Genomic DNA, 17,673 nt, shown 5'->3' on the forward strand with positions numbered 1-17,673 from the left:
GTCCACAACATCAAAGATACAAACAGGTTATCCACAGGATGGGTGGAGCACTCACTGAACAACTTGTGGGCGATCTGTGGAGCACCGGTGGACGGCTGTCTGACATCTCGCATCGTGAAGGCCATCGCCCTCTTTATGCGCTGACTGGCCGCCAGGAGCTGTCTATTCTACCGAAATTCGTCCTTAGGCCTTTTATAAGTTAGTGATTGCAAACAAATCTTGGCGTTTTCAAGGCTCCGGATTTTTTTAGGTGCCGGAGCCGAAGCGTCGTAAACACCTCGAAAAAATGGCCCCAAACCCGACTGCCGGGTGGGGCCACTTGACGCCGGCGCCGTATCAGCGTGCGGGTCGGATCAGGGCGTACTGCGCCCAGTCGCCCCGGCGATAGAGCACGCTCAGCGGCTTGCCCTTGTCCGCCTTGGCGACCGCCGCCTCGAATTCGCGGGCATTCGCCACCTCGAGATTGCCCACGGCCATGATGATGTCGCCCTCGCGCAGGCCGGCCCGCGCGGCAGCATCGTTGGCGGCATCGACCTTCACGCCGCCCTTGAGCTTGAGCTCTTTCTTTTGCGCGTCGGTGAGGTCGCTGACCCCGAGGCCCAGCGACTTCAGGGCTGCGGAGGCCGACGGCTTCGCGGCCGGCTCGTCACGATCGCTCGCGCGCTTGGCCGGCTTGTCGGGCTCGATCTCGGCGATGGTCACGCTGAGGTCGCGCGCGCTGCCGCGGCGGAACACGGTGAGCGTGCTCTTGGTGCCCGGCTTGGTGTTGCCCACGAGGCGCGGCAGGTCGCTCGGCTTCTCGATCGCCTTGCCGTCGAACTTGGTGATGACGTCGCCCGGCTCCACGCCGGCCTTCTCGCCCGGCGAACCGGCTTCGACGCCGCGCACCAGCGCACCCTGCGCCTTGCTCAGGCCGATGGCTTCGGCCACGTCCTTGGTGACCTGGTCGATCTGCACACCGATGCGGCCGCGCGACACGCGCCCCGAAGTGCGCAGCTGGTCGCTCACACGGATGGCTTCGTCGATCGGGATCGAGAACGAGATGCCCATGAAGCCGCCCGAGCGCGAATAGATCTGGCTGTTGATGCCCACCACTTCGCCGCGCATGTTGATCAGCGGGCCGCCCGAGTTGCCGGGGTTGATGGCCACGTCGGTCTGGATGAACGGCAGGTATTCGCCGGTGTCGCGCTGCTTGGCGCTCACAATGCCGGCCGTGACGGTGTTCTCGAGGCCGAAGGGCGAGCCGATCGCCATCACCCACTCGCCGACACGCAGCTTCGAGATGTCACCCACCTTCACCGCAGGCAGGCCCGTGGCTTCGATCTTGACCACGGCCACGTCGGTGCGCTTGTCGGCGCCGATGATCTTGGCCTTGAACTCGCGCTTGTCGGGCAGCGTGACCAGCACCTCGGAGGCGTCTTCCACCACGTGCGCATTGGTCATGACGTAGCCGTCGCCTGTCAGGATGAAGCCCGAGCCCACGCCACGCGGTCGCTCTTCTTCCTGCTGCGGACGGTTCGGGCGCGGTCCCTGGCGCGGGGTGCCCGGCGTCGGCTGACCGAAGAAGCGACGGAAGAACTCCTGCATCTCCTCGTCCATCTCGCCGTTGCCGCCGCCACGCTGCGCGACCTTCTCGACGGTGCGGATGTTGACCACGGACGGACCGACCTGGTCGACCAGATCGGTGAAGTCGGGCAGCGTGCGCGTCTGCGCATGCACCGACTCGACCGGCAGGAAAGTGGCACCGGCCGTCAGCGCCAGCGCAAAGGCCAGCAGACCGGAACGAAGCTTGTGTCCCTCGACTTTGAACATCATCGGTTGTCTTTCAAAAAGAACAGAGCTGCAAATAACGACAGAGGCTATGAGTGCGCGACGCCGGCTTGGTTCAGCATGAGCGCCTGCATGGCGTCAGCCCATCGCCCGTCAGCGCGTGCGCGCAAGGCTCTGGGCAAAGGCATTGAGCGTCTGCTGCGGCACCTCGCCGACCGCCGTCAACCACCAGTCGCTGGCCGGTGCGGGCAGTCGCCGACGGATCGCGTTGGTGGCGCCGATGGTCAGCACGCCGTCGCCCGGCGTGCGCGTGGGGTCGTAGCGTTCGATGAAGAGCGAGACCGTCGCAAGGCCGTCGGAGAAGGTCCACTGCACCGTGGTCGCTTCGGGCTTGGGCGGCTTGCCATCGCTGCCGGGCAACGCGGGGCGGCGGAAGAAGCTTCGGGGCTTGAATCCGGCCACGGGTGTGCGCAGCATCCAGCCTTCGTCCTGCGCAGTGCTGCGCTCGAGTTCGAGCTTCTCGATGCGGTAGCCATTCGTGTTGGCCATCATCTGCGCCAGCGCCTGCGCCTTCACGGGCGCATCGAGCTGCAGCTCGGAGAACGCCGACTGCTCGACCACGCGGGTGTCGCTGTCGACGGTCTGGAGTTTCACCACGAGGCCGGAGCGTCGTTCGCTCCAGATGCGGTAGCCGAAGCGCAGGCCGTCGCGCGGCACCAGCTGCACCACGTCGGTATCGAAGCCCGCGACGCGGTCCTTGCCGATGGCGCGCACGTCGTAGTAGTCGCCCACCGACGAATCGGGCTTGTCGGGCAGATTGGGGAAGAGGTCGAGGTTCTCGCGCTTCTCGACCTTCACGACCTTCGCCTCGGGCAGGAAGGTCATCACGTTGCGGTTGCGCCGGAAGGTCGAGCGCGGCGGGCCCGACAGCGCTTCGATGCGCTCCAGCTGGTGATCGCCGTCGCGCACATGCCAGATGCGCGCGCTCGACAGGTCGCCGCCCGGGGCCGACACCACGAAGGTGCCCACGTAACTGCGCTGCCGTGCCCCTGCGTGCATGCGCTGCAGCCATTCGGTCACACCCATGGCCGGCGGTTCGTCGGTCTGCGCCGAGGGCACGCTCTTCGTGTTCGCCGCACCGTAGCGGGTCTGCGCGGTGGCCATCTGCCCCAGGCAAAGAACAGCAAACGCGAGCACCAGGGTGCGTGCGGAAATCGGCATGTGAACAACGGTCATTGCAGGCGGCGACGGGCGCGCATTCAGCGCGTGGGGCCCTCGAAGGTGGCGTTGCGCAGGAAACCGGACGGCATTTGCGATGCACCACCAGCCTGCTGGTGAGCTTCGAGCAGCTGGTCAAGGCGCGGATCGCGCAGCATGACCTGCGGGTTGCCATTGCCGACCAGCACGCGGGTCGGTGTCAGGGCGCCGTTGCCCGGCAGCTCGCTGCCACCGGCCGCGGTCGCCAGCACCGAGTTCGCCACGGGCGGCTGCACCGCGGCCAACTGGGCACCGCCGTTCGGCACCGCAGCGCCATTGCCGACCAGCGTCCAACTGATGGCCGCCACGGCCATCAGTGACGCGGCGCCAGCCACCAGCTTCCAGCGGAACACCGGCTCGTTGGCCGCTTCGGCGCGCTGCCGCACGGGCATCGCAGCCGGCACGGCGGCCAAGGGCGCCACGGCCGCGGGCGGAGCGATCACGACCGGCTCTTCGGCGAGCCGCTGCTGGAAGCGCGCCAGGAAGGCCGAGGTATCGCTGCAGCGCGAATGCGCCGACGAGCGCAACACATCGCCCACCACGTGGTACGCGTGCCAAGCGTCGCGCGAGTCGTCTTCAGCGCAGACGGATTCGATCGCACGCGCGAACGCTTCGCCCTGCAAATGGCCGTCCGCGAGTGCGGACACCTGTTCCCGAACCGTCATCGTCTGATTCATGTCATTCACCTGCTGATCTACCAACGCTTGCCGGACTGGTTGTCCAGCAGCGGCTTGACCCTGGCCGAAATGGCCTCGCGCGCCCGGAAAATACGCGAACGCACCGTGCCGATCGGACAATCCATGACCTCGGCAATCTCTTCGTAACTCATCCCCTCGATCTCGCGCAGCGTGACCGCCTGGCGCAACTCGGTCGGGAGCGCCTCCATGGCAGCCTCGACGGCACTGGCGATTTCGTTCGCCGCCATGACCGATTCGGGGGTTTCATCGGTGGTTGGTTCGTTTCCAGGGCGGTAAGTTTCATCTTCGTCGTCCGAGGACGAACGCAGTGCGCTTTCGGAGACGGTCGGATCGCGCTTCATGTCCACCAGCGCCTTCTTGGCGGTGTTCACCGCGATCCGGTACAGCCAGGTGTAGAACTGCGCCTCGCCGCGGAACTGGTGCAGCGCGCGGTAGGCGCGGATGAAGGTTTCCTGGGCGATGTCCTCGATCAGGTCGACATCGCGCACCATGCGCCCGATCAGGCGCTCGATGCGACGCTGGTACTTGATGACCAGCAACTCGAACGCCTTCTGGTCGCCCGCGACGGTGCGCTGGACCAGCTGGAAGTCGACCTCACCCGGACGCGGCGCCTCGGCCGCCCCATCGGGCGGCGCGGACTCCGGGGGCGCGGGCGGCAAGGAAGTGGTCATCGAAACGGATCAGGGCGCATCGGCCGGAGCGGTCGCGCGCCAGGGGTCGCCGGCCGGTTCGGCCGCCGGGGGCCGCGCGTAGACCGCACGGCGCACGTCGCGCCAGCGTTCGGGCATAGCCCGCTGCTCGAGCCAGACCCAACGCGCCGCGCGGCCGGGTTCGGCCAGGCGGATCAGCAGCAGCGACTGGAAATCGAGCGCCACGACGGCGCGCGCGGCGAGCACGCCACGCGTCGGATCGGCACCGGTCAGCGACCAGTGCGATCCGTCGAAGTGCAACGTGGCTGCACCGTCCCGCCGCAGGCCAAAGCCCGCGGCGACACCGGAAAAGACGACGCTGAGGAGCAGCAGCAGCTGGCGCCAGCCATTGCTATCGAACAGATAGCAAGCCGCGCCCGCGCAGCAGACGCCCAGGGTCCAAAGGGCCAGGAGAATCCGGGTTGCGCCGCGGGTGCGCCCCACCGGATAGGTCACCGACGGTGCGCTGTGCATGGGAGAGCGACGCTCAAGCGCGCTTGAACACCAGCGTACCGTTGGTACCGCCGAAGCCGAAGTTGTTCTTGACCGCGACATCGATCTTCAGATCGCGCGCCTCGTTGGCGCAGTAGTCGAGATCGCACTCCGGATCCTGGTTGAAGATGTTGATCGTCGGCGGGCTCTTCTGGTGATGCAGCGCCAGCACCGTGAACACCGATTCGATGCCGCCCGCGCCGCCGAGCAGGTGGCCGGTCATGGACTTGGTCGAATTGACGACGAGCTTCTTCGCGTGATCGCCGAAGGCGAGCTTGACCGCGTTGGTTTCGTTGAGGTCACCGATCAGCGTCGAGGTGCCGTGCGCGTTCAGGTACTGGACCTCGTCGGCATTGACACCCGCATTGGCCAGTGCCATCGCCATCGAACGGCGGGGGCCGTCGACGTCGGGCGCGGTCATGTGGTACGCGTCGCCGGTCATGCCAAAGCCGGAGACTTCGGCGTAGATCTTGGCGCCGCGCGCCTTGGCGTGTTCGTACTCTTCGAGCACCAGCACGCCGGAGCCCTCGCCCAGCACGAAGCCGTCGCGGTCCTTGTCCCACGGGCGCGAGGCCGTGGTGGGATCGTCGTTGCGGGTGCTCAGCGCGCGAGGCGCGGTGAAGCCGCCGATGCCGAGCGGAGAGATGGTCGATTCGGCGCCGCCCGCGATCATGACGTCGGCGTCGCCGTACTCGATCATGCGTGCCGACGTGCCGATGGCATGCAGGCCGGTGGTGCAGGCGGTCACGACGGCGATGTTCGGGCCCTTGAAGCCGTACTTGATCGACACGTGGCCCGAGATCATGTTGATGATCGACGCCGGCACGAAGAACGGCGAAATGCGGCGCGGGCCGCGGCTCGCGTATTCGCCGTGCGTCTGCTCGATCATCGGCAGACCGCCGATGCCCGAACCGATGTTGCAGCCGATGCGCACGGCCTTTTCATAGGACAGCGCGTCGCCGGTCGGCAGTCCGCTGTCCTGCACCGCCTGGATGGCGGCGGCGAGTCCCAGATGAATGAAGCGGTCCATGTGACGCGCTTCTTTCTCCGAGATGTATTGGGTGATGTCGAAACCCTTGACCTCACCGGCGAACTTGCAGGCGAAGGCGCTTGCATCGAACGCGGTGATGTTCGCAATGCCCGACTTCCCGGCCAACAGGTTGGTCCAGGATTCGGTTGCGGTGTTTCCGACAGGAGCGATGCAACCGAGTCCGGTCACGACGACGCGGCGTTTGGTCATGCCGGCAAACCTTTCTGGAAGCGCTGGACCACTGCCGAGCGGCGCGGGCGGTTGAAAAAAGAGCCGCCGGCCGTCGTTGCAGTGTCAGCTGGCCGATCAGGCCTTTTGATTCTTGGTGGCGTAGTCGACGGCGTTCTGCACCGTCGTGATCTTCTCTGCGTCTTCGTCCGGGATCTCGATGCCGAACTCGTCTTCGAGTGCCATCACGAGTTCGACCGTGTCGAGCGAGTCAGCGCCGAGGTCGGCCACGAAAGCCTTTTCGTTCGTCACTTGGGACTCTTCCACGCCGAGCTGCTCGGCGATGATTTTCTTGACACGTGCTTCGATATCGCTCATTTGATTCCCTCTAAGGGTTGTAGGTAACTGGTGGATTTTAGCCGGGCGGCCCGTGGCATTTGCCCCGCGCTCCGGTACGGAAAAAGATTGCGCCTTTCGGCTACATGTGCATGCCGCCGTTGACGTGCAGTTCCTGCCCCGTCACGTACGAGGCCTGCGGCGATGCAAGGTAAGCCACGGCATGCGCGATGTCGGCCGGCTTGCCCAGGTGGCCCAGCGGGATCTGCGAGAGCAGCGCCTGTTGCTGGGCTTCCGGCAGGCTGGCCGTCATGTCGGTTTCGATGAAGCCCGGCGCGACGCAGTTGACCGTGATGTTGCGGCTGCCGAGTTCGCGGGCCAGTGCGCGGGTCATGCCCGACACGCCGGCCTTGGCGGCCGCGTAGTTGGCCTGGCCGGCATTGCCGGACGCACCCACCACGCTCGTGATGCTGATGATGCGGCCGTAGCGCTGCTTCATCATCGGGCGGATCACCGCGCGCGAGAGGCGGAACACGGCCTTGAGGTTGGTGTCGAGCACCGCGTCCCAGTCGTCGTCCTTCATGCGCATGGCGAGCGTGTCGCGCGTGATGCCGGCGTTGTTGACCAGCACGTGGATCGCGCCGTAAGCCTGCACGATCTCGTCGATCAGGGCCTCGACGGCAGCGCCGTCGTTCACGTCGAGCGCACGGCCGCGGCCGTCGAACGCGCTCAGCGCCTGGGTGATCTTGGCGGCGCCGTCATCGGTGGTGCCGGTGCCCACGACCTTCAGGCCGCGCTGCGCGAGTTCGAGCGCAATGGCGGCACCGATGCCGCGCGTTGCGCCGGTGACCAGGGCGACCTGGCCTTCGAATTTGGGAGTGCTCATAAAAGAGAAAAAGTATCGGGGCCTGGCGGCGTTCAGCCGGCGAGCGATTGTCGGACGTCCGCGAGGGTGGCCGGGTCGTACACCGACGCGGCTTCCAGTTCGGGGGCGATGCGCTTCACCATGCCGGCCAGCACCTTGCCGGGACCGCACTCGATGATGGCGGTTGCACCGCGCAGTTTCAAGGCCTGAACGCTCTCGACCCAGCGCACCGGACCAGCAGCCTGGCGCACCAGGGCGTCGCGGATGCGGTCGGCATCGGTCTCGACGGCCACGTCGATGTTGTTGAGCACCGGAATCTGCGGGACGGCCAGCACCACGCTCGCGAGCTTCTCGCGCAGGGCTTCAGCCGCCGGCTTCATCAGGCTCGAATGGAAGGGTGCCGACACCGGCAGCGGCAGCGCGCGCTTGGCGCCGTTGGCCTTCAACAGCTCGCAGGCCTTGTCGACCGCGGCCTTGCTGCCGGCGATCACGGTCTGCATCGGATCGTTGAAATTCACGGCCTCGACCACTTCGGCGCTGCCGGGGCCGAACGTGGCGGTGGCTTCGGCGCAGCCGGCGACCACCTTGTCGGACGCCATGCCGAGGATCGCCGCCATCGCGCCGACACCGACCGGCACCGCCAGCTGCATGGCCTGCGCACGAAAACGCACCAGCGGCGCGGCCTGCGCGAGCGTGAGCACGCCCGAAGCCACCAGCGCCGAATACTCGCCCAGCGAATGGCCGGCCACGACGGACGGCGTGGCGCCGCCTTCAGCCAGCCAGGCACGCCAGGCGGCCACGCCAGCCACCAGCATCACGGGCTGCGTGTTGGTGGTGAGCGCCAGTTCTTCCTTGGGGCCGTTCTTGATCAGCGCGCCGATGTCTTCGCCCAGCGCTTCGGAGGCTTCGCGCAAGGTCTCGACCACGGCCGGGTGATCGCCCCAGGCGTCGAGCATGCCGACCGCCTGCGAGCCCTGACCCGGAAAGACAAAAGCAAAGGATTTCATTGTTGTTTCTTCGTCACCGCGCCGACGCCCGCTCCAGGGCGCCGCAACGCACTACAGATTCAATAGCACCGCGCCCCAGGTGAAGCCACCGCCCACGCCTTCCAGCATGAGGGTCTCACCCTTTTTCACTTTGCCCGAGCGCACGGCTTCGTCGAGCGCCAGCGGGATCGAGGCGGCCGAGGTGTTGCCGTGCTCGTGCACCGTGACCACCAGCTTCTCGCGCGGCAGCTTCAGCTTCTTGGCTGTGCCTTCCATGATGCGGATGTTGGCCTGGTGCGGGATCAGCCAGTCGATGTCGGCTTCGGTCTTGCCGGCCTTGGCGAGCGTGGCGCGCGCGGCGTCTTCGAGCACGCGGACTGCCAGCTTGAAGACCGCCTGGCCATCCATGTGCAGCAGCGGCGTGCCGAGCACGTTGCCGCCCGACACATGGCCCGGTACGCACAGGATGCCGACGTGCTTGCCGTCCGCATGCAGGTCGCTGGCCAGGATGCCGGGTTCGTCGGAAGCCTCGAGCACCACCGCGCCCGCGCCGTCGCCGAACAGCACGCAGGTCGTGCGGTCGTTGAAGTCGAGGATGCGGGAGAACACTTCCGCGCCAATCACCAGCGCGCAACGCGCGGTGCCCGTGCGGATCATCGCGTCGGCCACCGTCAGTGCGTAGACAAAACCGCTGCAGACCGCCTGGACGTCGAAGGCCGGGCAGCCGGCGATGCCGAGCTTGTGCTGAAGAATCGCGGCCGACGACGGGAACACCATGTCCGGCGTCGAGGTCGCGACGATGATCAGGTCGACGTCGCTCGCCTTGCGGCCGGCGGCTTCCAGCGCGTGCTTCGCGGCTTCGAGGCCGAGATCGCTGCTGCTGACATCGGGCGCGGCGAAGTGACGCGCATGGATGCCGGTGCGCTCGACGATCCACTGATCGGAAGTTTCGATGCCGCGTGTCGCCAGATCCTTGGCAAGGTCGTCATTGGTGACGCGGCGCGGGGGCAGGTAGCTGCCGGTGCCGGTAATGCGCGAAAAAGGGGTCATCAAGCGTGAAGGGCTGTCGCGTCGGCCGGCGCCGCCGGCTCCTGCCGCGCGAGCAAAGGCGCGGCGTGGGCGATGCGGGCCCGCACGCGATCGAGCAGGTTGTTGCGAGCGGCATCATAAGCGCGATCCAACGCATGGCCGAAAGCCACTTCGTCGGCCGAGCCATGGCTCTTGAATACCAGCCCGCGCAGACCCAAAAGGGCTGCACCGTTGTAACGACGGTGATCCAGACGACCTTTGAACGCTTTTAGAACCGGGTAAGCAACAATTGCGACCAGCTTGGTGAAGATATTCCGCGAGAACTCGACCCGAATGAACTCGCCGATCATCGAGGCGACGCCTTCGCTGGCCTTCAACGCCACATTGCCGACAAATCCGTCGCACACGACGATGTCGGTCGTACCCTTGAAGATGTCGTTGCCTTCCACGTTGCCGTAGAAGTTCAGATCCTTGGAGTTGGCAGCCGTACGCAGCAGTTGGCTCGCCTTCTTGATGGTTTCGCTGCCCTTGATGGCCTCTTCGCCAATATTGAGCAGACCTACCGAAGGCGACTCGTTGCCAGTCAGCGCCGAAACGAGCGCCGAGCCAAGCACGGCGAACTGCAGCAGGTCTTCGGCATCGCAATCGACGTTCGCACCGAGGTCGAGCACGGTGGTCGCCCCGCCCTTCACGTTCGGCAGCTGGGGCGCGATGGCGGGCCGATCGATACCGTCGAGCGTCTTCAGCAGATAGCGCGCAATCGCCATCAATGCACCCGTGTTGCCAGCAGATATGGCCGCTTGCGCACTGCCATCTTTGACCTGCTGGATCGCGACGCGCATCGAAGAGTCCTTCTTCTTGCGCAAGGCGATTTCAATGGGATCGTCCATGCCGACCACTTCACTGGCCGGCACAATGCGGGCGCGCGGATGGTCGGCGAACCCTGCCAAAGCGGCCGGCGCACCGACCAGCAGCAACGAGGCTTCGCTGTGCCGCTCGAGAAACGCGCGGCAGGCCGCGAGCGTGACACGCGGCCCATGGTCACCCCCCATGCAATCCACGGCGAGCGTGATTGCGGCGGGCGCAGCAGTGAGTTCGGGAGAAAAAGGCGCAGCCATCAAAACAAAGGCCCGACGCTACAGCAAAAGTAGCTTCGGGCCTTGGCCTTGGGATTCGAGATCAGGCTTCGGACTTGTTCTTGAGCACCTGACGGCCACGGTAGAAACCGTTGGGGCTGATGTGGTGGCGCAGGTGCGTTTCGCCAGTGGTCGGCTCCACGGCGATGCCGGGGACAACCAGAGCGTTGTGTGAACGGTGCATGCCGCGCTTGGAAGGCGACTTCTTGTTTTGCTGGACGGCCATGATGGCTCCTGGACGGTTAGGTGGGTGACTGGATGCGGGCTCAAGCGGTGGCAATGAGGCGAAAGCTCCGGCGGCATGCATGGAATGCCACGTTCTGCCTTTGCCTTGTATGCATTGCTGCTCACGGCGGCGCGCGCGAAGCCCATGATTATAGCCCAGCCGCAGAGAAAGGGCTACTTGCCCTCTTCCGGCTTGCGCGGACGCAACGCGCCGAGCACGGCAAAGGGGTTCGGCTTGGCCTCTTCGGCCGCCTGGAAATCGTCGTCGCTGGACGACAGGCGAACCGGCGTCGGGCACACGTCGTGGACCGGCATGGTGGGGATTTCCATCAGCAGCTCGTCCTCGATGAGCTCGCGCAAATCGAAATCACGGCTGATCACCAGCAGGTCCTCGTCGGAATCCTCGTCTTCCGCCTCCGCCGTGGCTTCGTCGGCCACGAAACGGAACCAGCGGTCCACGAACAGCTCGGTATCGACGGGCGACAGGCAGCGCTGACACACCAGCGGCACGGTGGCTTCGACGTCCAGGTGCAGCCAGGACGTCGCCTTGCCGTCGGCGCCGGGGCGCTCCTCGCCAGTCGCTTCCCAGTGGACCACCGCATCGGTGGCCGGCGTTGCCAGTTCGGCGACGAGGCGCGCAAAGCCAGGAACCGGGTCGTCGCCGTCCAGGGTGGCGGCCGCCGCGGTGAACGCGGGCACATTGAGCCTTTCGGGGGCAAATTCTCTCTTCATCCGTCCCAGTCTAGCGCGCCGGCCGCCTTCCCAGGCGAGCAACCCACCGCACGGGTCGGGTCCGGTCGCTCACGCACAATCGCTGCATGCAACGCACCGTGATCCTTGCCTCGACCTCGCGCTACCGCCGCGAACTGCTCACCCGCCTCCATCTGCCCTTCGAGGTGCACGCCCCCGACGTCGACGAAACCCCGCACGCCGGCGAAACGCCGCGTGCGCTGGCCGAGCGCCTGGCGCTGGAAAAGGCCAACGCCGTGGCCACACGCTTTCCCGACGCGGTGGTGATCGGCTCCGACCAGGTCGCCGACCTGGCGGGCGAAGCGCTCGGCAAGCCCGGCGACCACGCACGGGCCACCGCCCAGCTGCGCCGCATGCGCGGCCAGACGCTCATCTTCCAGACCGCCGTGGCCGTCGTCTGCCACGCCACGGGCTTCGTCCAGCGCGACATCGCCCCCGTGCGCGTGGTGTTCCGCGATCTCTCCGATGCCGCCATCGAGCGCTATCTATTGGCAGAGCAGCCCTACGACTGCGCCGGCAGCGCCAAGAGCGAAGGCTTCGGCATCGCGCTGCTCGACGCCATCGACAGCGACGACCCGACCGCGCTGGTCGGCCTGCCCCTGATCCGCACCTGCCGGATGCTGCGCGCCGCGGGGGTCGACCTGCTGTGACCACCCCAGGCAAGCTCTACCTCGTCCCCGCGCCGCTCGATTTCGGCTGCGATCTCCAGGCACCGCTGCAGGACGCCCTGCCCCTGGGCACATTGCAGGCCGCCGCCGGCATCACGCACTGGATCTGCGAGAACGCCAAGTCGGCGCGCGCCTACCTGAAGCGCATCGACGCGGTCGCTCCGCTGGCCGCGCCGCTGCAGGCACAGAACATCCAGGAACTGCCGCGCGAAGTGCACAAGAAAGGCGACCACGCCGGCCAGTTCGACGCCCGCCCGCTGCTGGCCGCCGCGCTCGAAGGCCACGACATCGGCCTGCTGAGCGAAGCCGGCATGCCCGCGGTGGCCGACCCCGGTTCGTCGGTGGCGCGCGCCGCGCACGACCTGGGCATCACCGTCGTGCCGCTCACCGGCCCGGTGTCGCTGCTGCTGGCCCTGGCCGCGAGCGGCCTGAACGGACAGAACTTCGCCTTCGTCGGCTACCTGCCGCAGGACGGCGGCGAACGCCAGGCGCGTATCCGCGAGCTCGAGGCGCTCGCACTCAAGACCGGCCAGACGCAGCTCTTCATCGAAACGCCGTACCGCAACGCCGCCCTGCTGCAGGCGCTGGTGCAGACGCTGCAGCACAACACCCGGCTCGCCGTCGCGCGCGGCCTGACGCTGGCGACCGCACAGGTGCGCAGCGAGACGGTGAAAAGCTGGCGCGCCGCCAAGCCGCAGGCCGTGACCGACGAGCGCCTGCCCGCCGTGTTCGCGATCGGGCGCTGACGGTGGGGCCGGGCGTCACGGCCGGTACGCGCTGGGCATCGCGCGCCCAGTTCTTCGCGTCGGGCTTCATCTTCGCGACCTGGGGCGTGCACGTGCCCACGGTCAAGGCGCACTACGCCATCGACGAGGCGCAGCTCGGGCTCGCCATGCTCGCGGCAGGCGCCGGCGCGATGGTCGGCCTGACCAGCGCCGGTCGCTGGATCGGCCGCCACGGCCCGCGCCGCATGGCCGCGCTCTGCGGCTGCATCTACGCCCTGCTGATTGCCGGCCTCATCGCGATGCCGGGCTACACCGCGCTGCTGGGCCTGCTGGCGGTGTTCGGCCTGGTCACCAGCGTGTTCGACGTGGCGATCAACACCGAGGCCGCACAGCTCGAACTGCGCGGCGGCCAACCGTTGATGAGCGGCATGCACGGCATGTTCAGCCTCGGCGGCATGGTCGGCGCCGCGAGCGGCAGCGCGGCACTGGCCGCCGGCACGGCGCCGCAAACGCACTTGTGGACGGTGGCCGTGGTGATGATCGGGGTCGTCGCAATCGCGTCGACGCGCATGCTGCCCACACCGACCGCCCCCGCTGACGGTGCGACAGCAGCGGACCACGGCTTCCGCCTGCCGCGCGGCGTGCTCGCAGTGCTCGGCGTGCTGGCCGCGCTGGGGTTGATCGCCGAGGGCGCCATCTACGACTGGAGCGTGCTCTACATGCAGCAGGAACTGGGCAGCCCGCAGCAGCAGGCCGCACTGGCCTATGCGAGCTTTTCCGCCGCGATGGCGGCTGCGCGTTTCGGCGGTGATGCGATGCGCGCCCGTTTCTCACCCACTGCATTGCTGCGTGGCAGCGGCCTGCTCGCGGCAGCGGCCATGACGCTGGTGCTGCTGACCGACCTGCCCTGGCTCGCGCTGCTCGGCTTCGCGGGGGTCGGCGTCGGTTTTGCGAACGTGGTGCCGATCCTGTTCGGGGCCTCAGCCCGCGTGCCGGGCGTGGCGCCCGCCAACGGCATTGCGGCCGTGTCGGCCATCGCTTACTTGGGGTTCATGGCAGGGCCTGCGGTGATCGGCCTGCTGGCGCGGGTCAGCTCGCTGACCGCCGCGCTCTATGTGGTGGTGGCCTTTGCCGCCGCGCTGGCGGCCTCGGCCCGGTTCACCGGCAGCAGCACCGACAGTGCCGCCTGAAAGAAGCCGCGCTCAGCGCAGCGCCGGCGAAGTTCTCAGTGCGCTTACCGAAGCCGCGCCCATGGCGGCGCCGAATTTCTTGGCCAGCTTCTCGGCCACGTTGTCGCGGCGCGTGTAGTCGATGACTTCCTCGGCCTTGATCACTTCGCGTGCCACGAAGTCGACGTTGCCCAGTTGGTCGGCCAGGCCGAATTCGACAGCCTGCTCGCCGCTCCAGAAGAGGCCGCTGAACAGGCCCGGGGTGTCGAGCTTGAGGCGGTCGCCGCGGCCGGTCTTCACGACGTTGATGAACTGCGTGTGGATCTGGTTGAGCATCGTCTGGGCATGCGCGCGCTGTGCGTCGCTCATCGGGCTGAACGGGTCGAGGAAGCCCTTGTTCTCGCCGGCGGTCAGCAACCGGCGCTCCACGCCGACCTTTTCCATCACGCCGGTGAAGCCGAAGCCGTCCATCAGCACGCCGATGCTGCCGACGATGCTGGCCTTGTCGACGAAGATCTTGTCGGCGGCCGCGGCGATGTAGTACGCCGCCGAAGCGCAGGTCTCTTCGACCACCGCGTAGACCGGCTTCTTGTGCTTGGCCTTCAGGCGCTTGATCTCGTCGTTGATGATGCCGGCCTGCACCGGGCTGCCGCCGGGCGAGTTGATCAGCAGCACCACGCCCTTGGCGCCCTCGTCCTCGAAGGCCGTCTTCATGGCGGCGATCACGAACTCGGCACTGGCGTCGCCGCCGTTGGCGATCTCGCCCTTGATCTCGACGACGGCCGTGTGGGCCGTGGTCTTGGCGGTGCTGGGCGTGCTGCGCGAGAACGCAAACCAGGCCAGGAACACGAAGAAGGCCAGCCAGCCCAGGCGCACGAAGGTCTTCCAACGACGCGTGGCCTTCTGCTCGTTCAGGGAGGCGAAGGCGAGCTTTTCGAGGGTGGCGCGCTCCCACCCGGGGCGCTGCGTGGGATCTTGGGCCATGGTGCTGGGACTGTCCTGGGATGTCATGAGGGGGGCGACCGGCTCCAGCGGGTCGAAACCTTGGGGTTCCCTGCGGTTCGGATCGGTCATGTCAGAAGGAAAGAGGTTGGAGGTTCCAGTCAGTATGCCAGTGCACCACGCCGTCTTCTTCGCTCAGCGCGATCTTCACGAGCCCGCCGCGACACGGCCCGCCCGCGCATTCGCCGGTGTCGGGCTTGTAGACGGCGCCGTGGGTGGCGCACAGCAGCCACTGGCCGGAGTCGTCGAAGAAGCGGTCGGGCTGGAAGTCCATCTCCATCGCCACATGGCTGCAACGGTTGAGGTACGCATGCGGCAGGCCTTCGAAGCGCACCGCGAAGGCACGGCAGGTTTCGCCGCCGTGGACCACGTCGAAGGGCACGGCGTTGCCGCCCTCGACCAGGTCCGAGGCATTGCACAACGGGATGCGCTGGTCGCTCATGCCGACGTCCTCAGGCGTTGTCGAGCAGCCAGGCCTGCAGCTCGGCGATCGACTGCGCCACGTACAGCGGCTTGAATTCGTCGAAGGTCGACGACGCATGCGCGCCGAAGCCCACGCCCACGCTGGCGCAGCCGGCGTTCTGCGCCAGCTGCAGGTCGTGCGTGGTGTCGCCGATCATCAGCGTGCGCTCGGCCGGCACGTCGAGTTCTTCCATCAGCTCGAGCAGCATGCGCGGATGCGGCTTGCCGAAGGTTTCGTCGGCGGTGCGCGAAGCGTCGAAGCGGTCGCGCAGCGCCACCGTCTTCAGGGCCTCGTTGAGGCCGCGACGCGACTTGCCCGTGGCCACGGCCAGCTTGTGGCCGCGCGCGCGCAGCGCGTCGAGCATGGGCAGCACGCCGTCGAACAGCACGAGGTCGTCCTGGTGCTGCAGGAAGTGGTAGCGGTAGCGGGCGCCGAGTTCCGGGTACTTTTCCTTGGGCACGTCGGGCGCCGCGCGCGCGAGCGCCTCGGCCAGGCCCAGGCCGATCACCCAGGCGGCATCGTCCTCGCTGGGCTTGGCACCGCCGACATCGACCACGGCCGCCTGGATGCAGCGCACGATCAGGCGGGTGGAGTCGTAGAGCGTGCCGTCCCAGTCGAAGGCGATCAGGTCGAAGCGAGCGGGGCGAACAGAAGAATCAGTCATGGGCCGTGGGGGTGGGGTGTTGCGCCATCGCCTCGAGCGCCGCACGCGACATCAGCGCATGCAACTCGGGCGGCAGTCCGGCCTGCAGCGCGATGCGCTCGCCGCTGGCCGGGTGGTTGAATTGCAGCCGCCACGCATGCAGGAACATGCGCTTGAGGCCGAGTTTGTGCAAGGCGCGCTGGCGGTCGGACTCGCCGTACTTGTCGTCGCCGGCAATCGGATGCCCGGCCGAGGCCAGGTGCACGCGGATCTGATGGGTGCGCCCGGTCTTGATGGTCACCGCCAGCAATGACAGCGGCGTGGCGTCGCCCGGCAGGCTGAGGCGGGCCAGCACGCGCACCAGCGTGACGGCGCGCATCGCGTCGGGGTGGTCCTTGGCGACCACGCGCACGCGGCGCTCGCCGGCACCGGCGCCCGAACCATCGGGCAGCAGGTACTTGGCCAGCGGCGCGTCGAGCACCTTCTTGTTGGCCGGCCAGTCGCCTTCGACCAGCGCCAGGTAGGTCTTGCCGGTTTCACGTTCGCGAAACTGGTCCTGCAATGCCACCAGTGCGCTGCGCTTCTTGGCGACCAGCAGGATGCCGGAGGTTTCGCGGTCGAGCCGATGCACCAGTTCCAGGAACTTGGCGCCCGGACGCGCCGTGCGCAATTGTTCGATCACGCCGAAGCTCACGCCACTGCCGCCGTGCACCGCGACACCGGCCGGCTTGTCGATGGCCAGCACCGCCTCGTCTTCGAGCAGCACCGGAAACTCGCGCGCCGGCGCGGGCGGCGTGGCGCCCTCTTCGGCGCGCGGCGAAATCCGCACCGGCGGAATACGGACCTGATCACCGTCTTCGATGCGGGTGTCGGCCTGGGCGCGGCCCTTGTTGATGCGCACCTCGCCCGACCGGATGATCCGGTAGACGTGCGTCTTCGGCACGCCTTTCAGATGGCGAAACAGGAAATTGTCGAGCCGCTGCCCGGCCGATTCGGCGTCGACGGTCAGGAAGTGGATGGCGGCGTGCGGCGTGCCGGTGTCGGCGCCCGCGGGTCGATCCGCGGGATTTGGAGCCCCCGCGGGGCTTTTCTTCGCACCTATAATGTTTTTCACCAGCGCGGTCGTGTAAGTGCTTGATTAGACAGAAGTTTAGAGCACTGACGACCATGCTGTGAGGTCGATGCCGCTTTGGCGTCCAGCCTGCAAACCCCGCGCAATCGCGCAAAGTGGCAGGCCAGGCACCCAAGTCAAGCCGACACCCACGAAACACCGATACGGAATACCCAGCCTGCAGCTTCCAAGCTGCAGGCGGATCGAAGCGAGTCCCTTGTTGTGTTGATGCTGCTGATTCAAATATGCCTGCGCTGGTCGACCTGGTTTCGACCAGTCGCCTCAGGCATTGAATCGCCCGCAGTGCGCGCCACCCTTGCGCAATCGGCTATCAAAAAGATAGCTACCCAACACCGAATCTGGCTCGCGCCCATCCACGCGCCCCCACCCCGGCTGTCTTCTTGAGCTGACGCTCGAGAGGCCTGCTCGCGCCTGGCGCGGCAGTCACAGCATCCGGGGCC

20 protein-coding genes are annotated in these 17,673 nt (G+C 67.1%); 3 read left to right on the top strand and 17 right to left on the bottom strand.

Annotated elements, in window-relative coordinates:
- Window positions 1-336: 336 nt before the first annotated feature.
- The 13 genes from AC3WQM_RS21405 to AC3WQM_RS21465 all read right to left on the bottom strand — a co-directional run bounded on the left by AC3WQM_RS21405 (window position 337) and on the right by AC3WQM_RS21465 (window position 11,413).
- Window positions 337-1,815: a DegQ family serine endoprotease gene (locus tag AC3WQM_RS21405; RefSeq protein ID WP_492681500.1), complete on the bottom strand. Its 1,479-nt coding sequence runs from the start codon at window positions 1,813-1,815 to the stop codon at window positions 337-339.
- Window positions 1,816-1,923: 108 nt separating this feature from the next.
- Entirely contained in the window at window positions 1,924-2,991 is a 1,068-nt protein-coding gene (locus tag AC3WQM_RS21410) for a MucB/RseB C-terminal domain-containing protein (protein WP_492681502.1), read from the bottom strand.
- A gap of 38 nt (window positions 2,992-3,029) precedes the next feature.
- Window positions 3,030-3,704, bottom strand: a complete 675-nt coding sequence (locus tag AC3WQM_RS21415; protein ID WP_492681504.1) for a sigma-E factor negative regulatory protein — start codon at window positions 3,702-3,704, stop codon at window positions 3,030-3,032.
- 17 nt (window positions 3,705-3,721) lie between these two features.
- Window positions 3,722-4,396, bottom strand: a complete 675-nt coding sequence (gene rpoE / locus AC3WQM_RS21420) for an RNA polymerase sigma factor RpoE (protein ID WP_307694818.1) — start codon at window positions 4,394-4,396, stop codon at window positions 3,722-3,724.
- Window positions 4,397-4,405: 9 nt separating this feature from the next.
- A complete protein-coding gene (locus AC3WQM_RS21425) occupies window positions 4,406-4,888 on the bottom strand; it encodes a hypothetical protein (RefSeq protein ID WP_492681506.1) in 483 nt (160 codons plus the stop codon).
- A 13-nt stretch (window positions 4,889-4,901) separates the two neighbouring features.
- Window positions 4,902-6,146, bottom strand: a complete 1,245-nt coding sequence (fabF, locus tag AC3WQM_RS21430; protein ID WP_354342747.1) for a beta-ketoacyl-ACP synthase II — start codon at window positions 6,144-6,146, stop codon at window positions 4,902-4,904.
- A gap of 96 nt (window positions 6,147-6,242) precedes the next feature.
- Window positions 6,243-6,482: an acyl carrier protein gene (gene acpP, locus AC3WQM_RS21435; protein WP_007830471.1), complete on the bottom strand. Its 240-nt coding sequence runs from the start codon at window positions 6,480-6,482 to the stop codon at window positions 6,243-6,245.
- A gap of 100 nt (window positions 6,483-6,582) precedes the next feature.
- Complete coding sequence (gene fabG, locus AC3WQM_RS21440; RefSeq protein WP_062475549.1) at window positions 6,583-7,326, bottom strand: 3-oxoacyl-ACP reductase FabG; 744 nt, start codon at window positions 7,324-7,326, stop codon at window positions 6,583-6,585.
- A 32-nt stretch (window positions 7,327-7,358) separates the two neighbouring features.
- Complete coding sequence (fabD, locus tag AC3WQM_RS21445) at window positions 7,359-8,312, bottom strand: ACP S-malonyltransferase (RefSeq protein ID WP_492681508.1); 954 nt, start codon at window positions 8,310-8,312, stop codon at window positions 7,359-7,361.
- 51 nt (window positions 8,313-8,363) lie between these two features.
- A complete protein-coding gene (locus tag AC3WQM_RS21450) occupies window positions 8,364-9,341 on the bottom strand; it encodes a beta-ketoacyl-ACP synthase III (protein ID WP_070062242.1) in 978 nt (325 codons plus the stop codon).
- Window positions 9,341-10,438, bottom strand: a complete 1,098-nt coding sequence (gene plsX / locus AC3WQM_RS21455; protein WP_492681510.1) for a phosphate acyltransferase PlsX — start codon at window positions 10,436-10,438, stop codon at window positions 9,341-9,343. The genes AC3WQM_RS21450 and plsX overlap by 1 nt, the downstream gene beginning before the upstream one ends.
- A 61-nt stretch (window positions 10,439-10,499) precedes the next feature.
- Entirely contained in the window at window positions 10,500-10,682 is a 183-nt protein-coding gene (rpmF, locus tag AC3WQM_RS21460; protein WP_007830466.1) for a 50S ribosomal protein L32, read from the bottom strand.
- Window positions 10,683-10,855: 173 nt separating this feature from the next.
- Window positions 10,856-11,413 (bottom strand): YceD family protein, encoded by a 558-nt coding sequence (locus AC3WQM_RS21465; protein ID WP_492681512.1) that lies wholly within the window; start codon window positions 11,411-11,413, stop codon window positions 10,856-10,858.
- Window positions 11,414-11,499: 86 nt separating this feature from the next.
- On the opposite strand from AC3WQM_RS21465, the gene AC3WQM_RS21470 reads away from it, so the two are divergent.
- Genes AC3WQM_RS21470 through AC3WQM_RS21480 form a run of 3 tightly spaced genes read left to right on the top strand, consistent with a single transcriptional unit; the run spans window position 11,500 to window position 14,014 of the window.
- Window positions 11,500-12,081 carry a Maf family protein gene (locus AC3WQM_RS21470; RefSeq protein WP_492681514.1) on the top strand — a complete coding sequence of 194 codons (582 nt, stop codon included), beginning with the start codon at window positions 11,500-11,502 and terminating at the stop codon, window positions 12,079-12,081.
- Window positions 12,078-12,845, top strand: coding sequence for an SAM-dependent methyltransferase (locus tag AC3WQM_RS21475; protein WP_492681516.1), 768 nt, complete (start codon window positions 12,078-12,080; stop codon window positions 12,843-12,845). The genes AC3WQM_RS21470 and AC3WQM_RS21475 overlap by 4 nt, the downstream gene beginning before the upstream one ends.
- 2 nt (window positions 12,846-12,847) lie before the next feature.
- The gene (locus tag AC3WQM_RS21480) at window positions 12,848-14,014 is read left to right on the top strand and encodes an MFS transporter (RefSeq protein ID WP_492681518.1); all 1,167 of its coding nucleotides are present in this window, start codon (window positions 12,848-12,850) and stop codon (window positions 14,012-14,014) included.
- 12 nt (window positions 14,015-14,026) lie between these two features.
- Here AC3WQM_RS21480 and AC3WQM_RS21485 read toward each other — a convergent pair whose 3' ends face one another.
- From AC3WQM_RS21485 to AC3WQM_RS21500, 4 genes are read right to left on the bottom strand one after another with little or no spacing between them, the layout of a single operon-like run.
- Window positions 14,027-15,067 (bottom strand): S49 family peptidase, encoded by a 1,041-nt coding sequence (locus AC3WQM_RS21485; RefSeq protein WP_492681520.1) that lies wholly within the window; start codon window positions 15,065-15,067, stop codon window positions 14,027-14,029.
- A 1-nt stretch (window position 15,068) separates the two neighbouring features.
- The gene (locus tag AC3WQM_RS21490) at window positions 15,069-15,437 is read right to left on the bottom strand and encodes a Rieske (2Fe-2S) protein (RefSeq protein WP_062475569.1); all 369 of its coding nucleotides are present in this window, start codon (window positions 15,435-15,437) and stop codon (window positions 15,069-15,071) included.
- Between the two features lie 10 nt (window positions 15,438-15,447).
- Window positions 15,448-16,122 (bottom strand): HAD family hydrolase, encoded by a 675-nt coding sequence (locus AC3WQM_RS21495; protein WP_492681522.1) that lies wholly within the window; start codon window positions 16,120-16,122, stop codon window positions 15,448-15,450.
- Window positions 16,115-17,215, bottom strand: coding sequence for an RluA family pseudouridine synthase (locus tag AC3WQM_RS21500; RefSeq protein WP_492681524.1), 1,101 nt, complete (start codon window positions 17,213-17,215; stop codon window positions 16,115-16,117). The genes AC3WQM_RS21495 and AC3WQM_RS21500 overlap by 8 nt, the downstream gene beginning before the upstream one ends.
- Between the last annotated feature and the right edge of the window lie 458 nt (window positions 17,216-17,673).

The sequence above is a fragment of the Variovorax sp. FW301-JW7 genome (genome assembly GCF_058788795.1).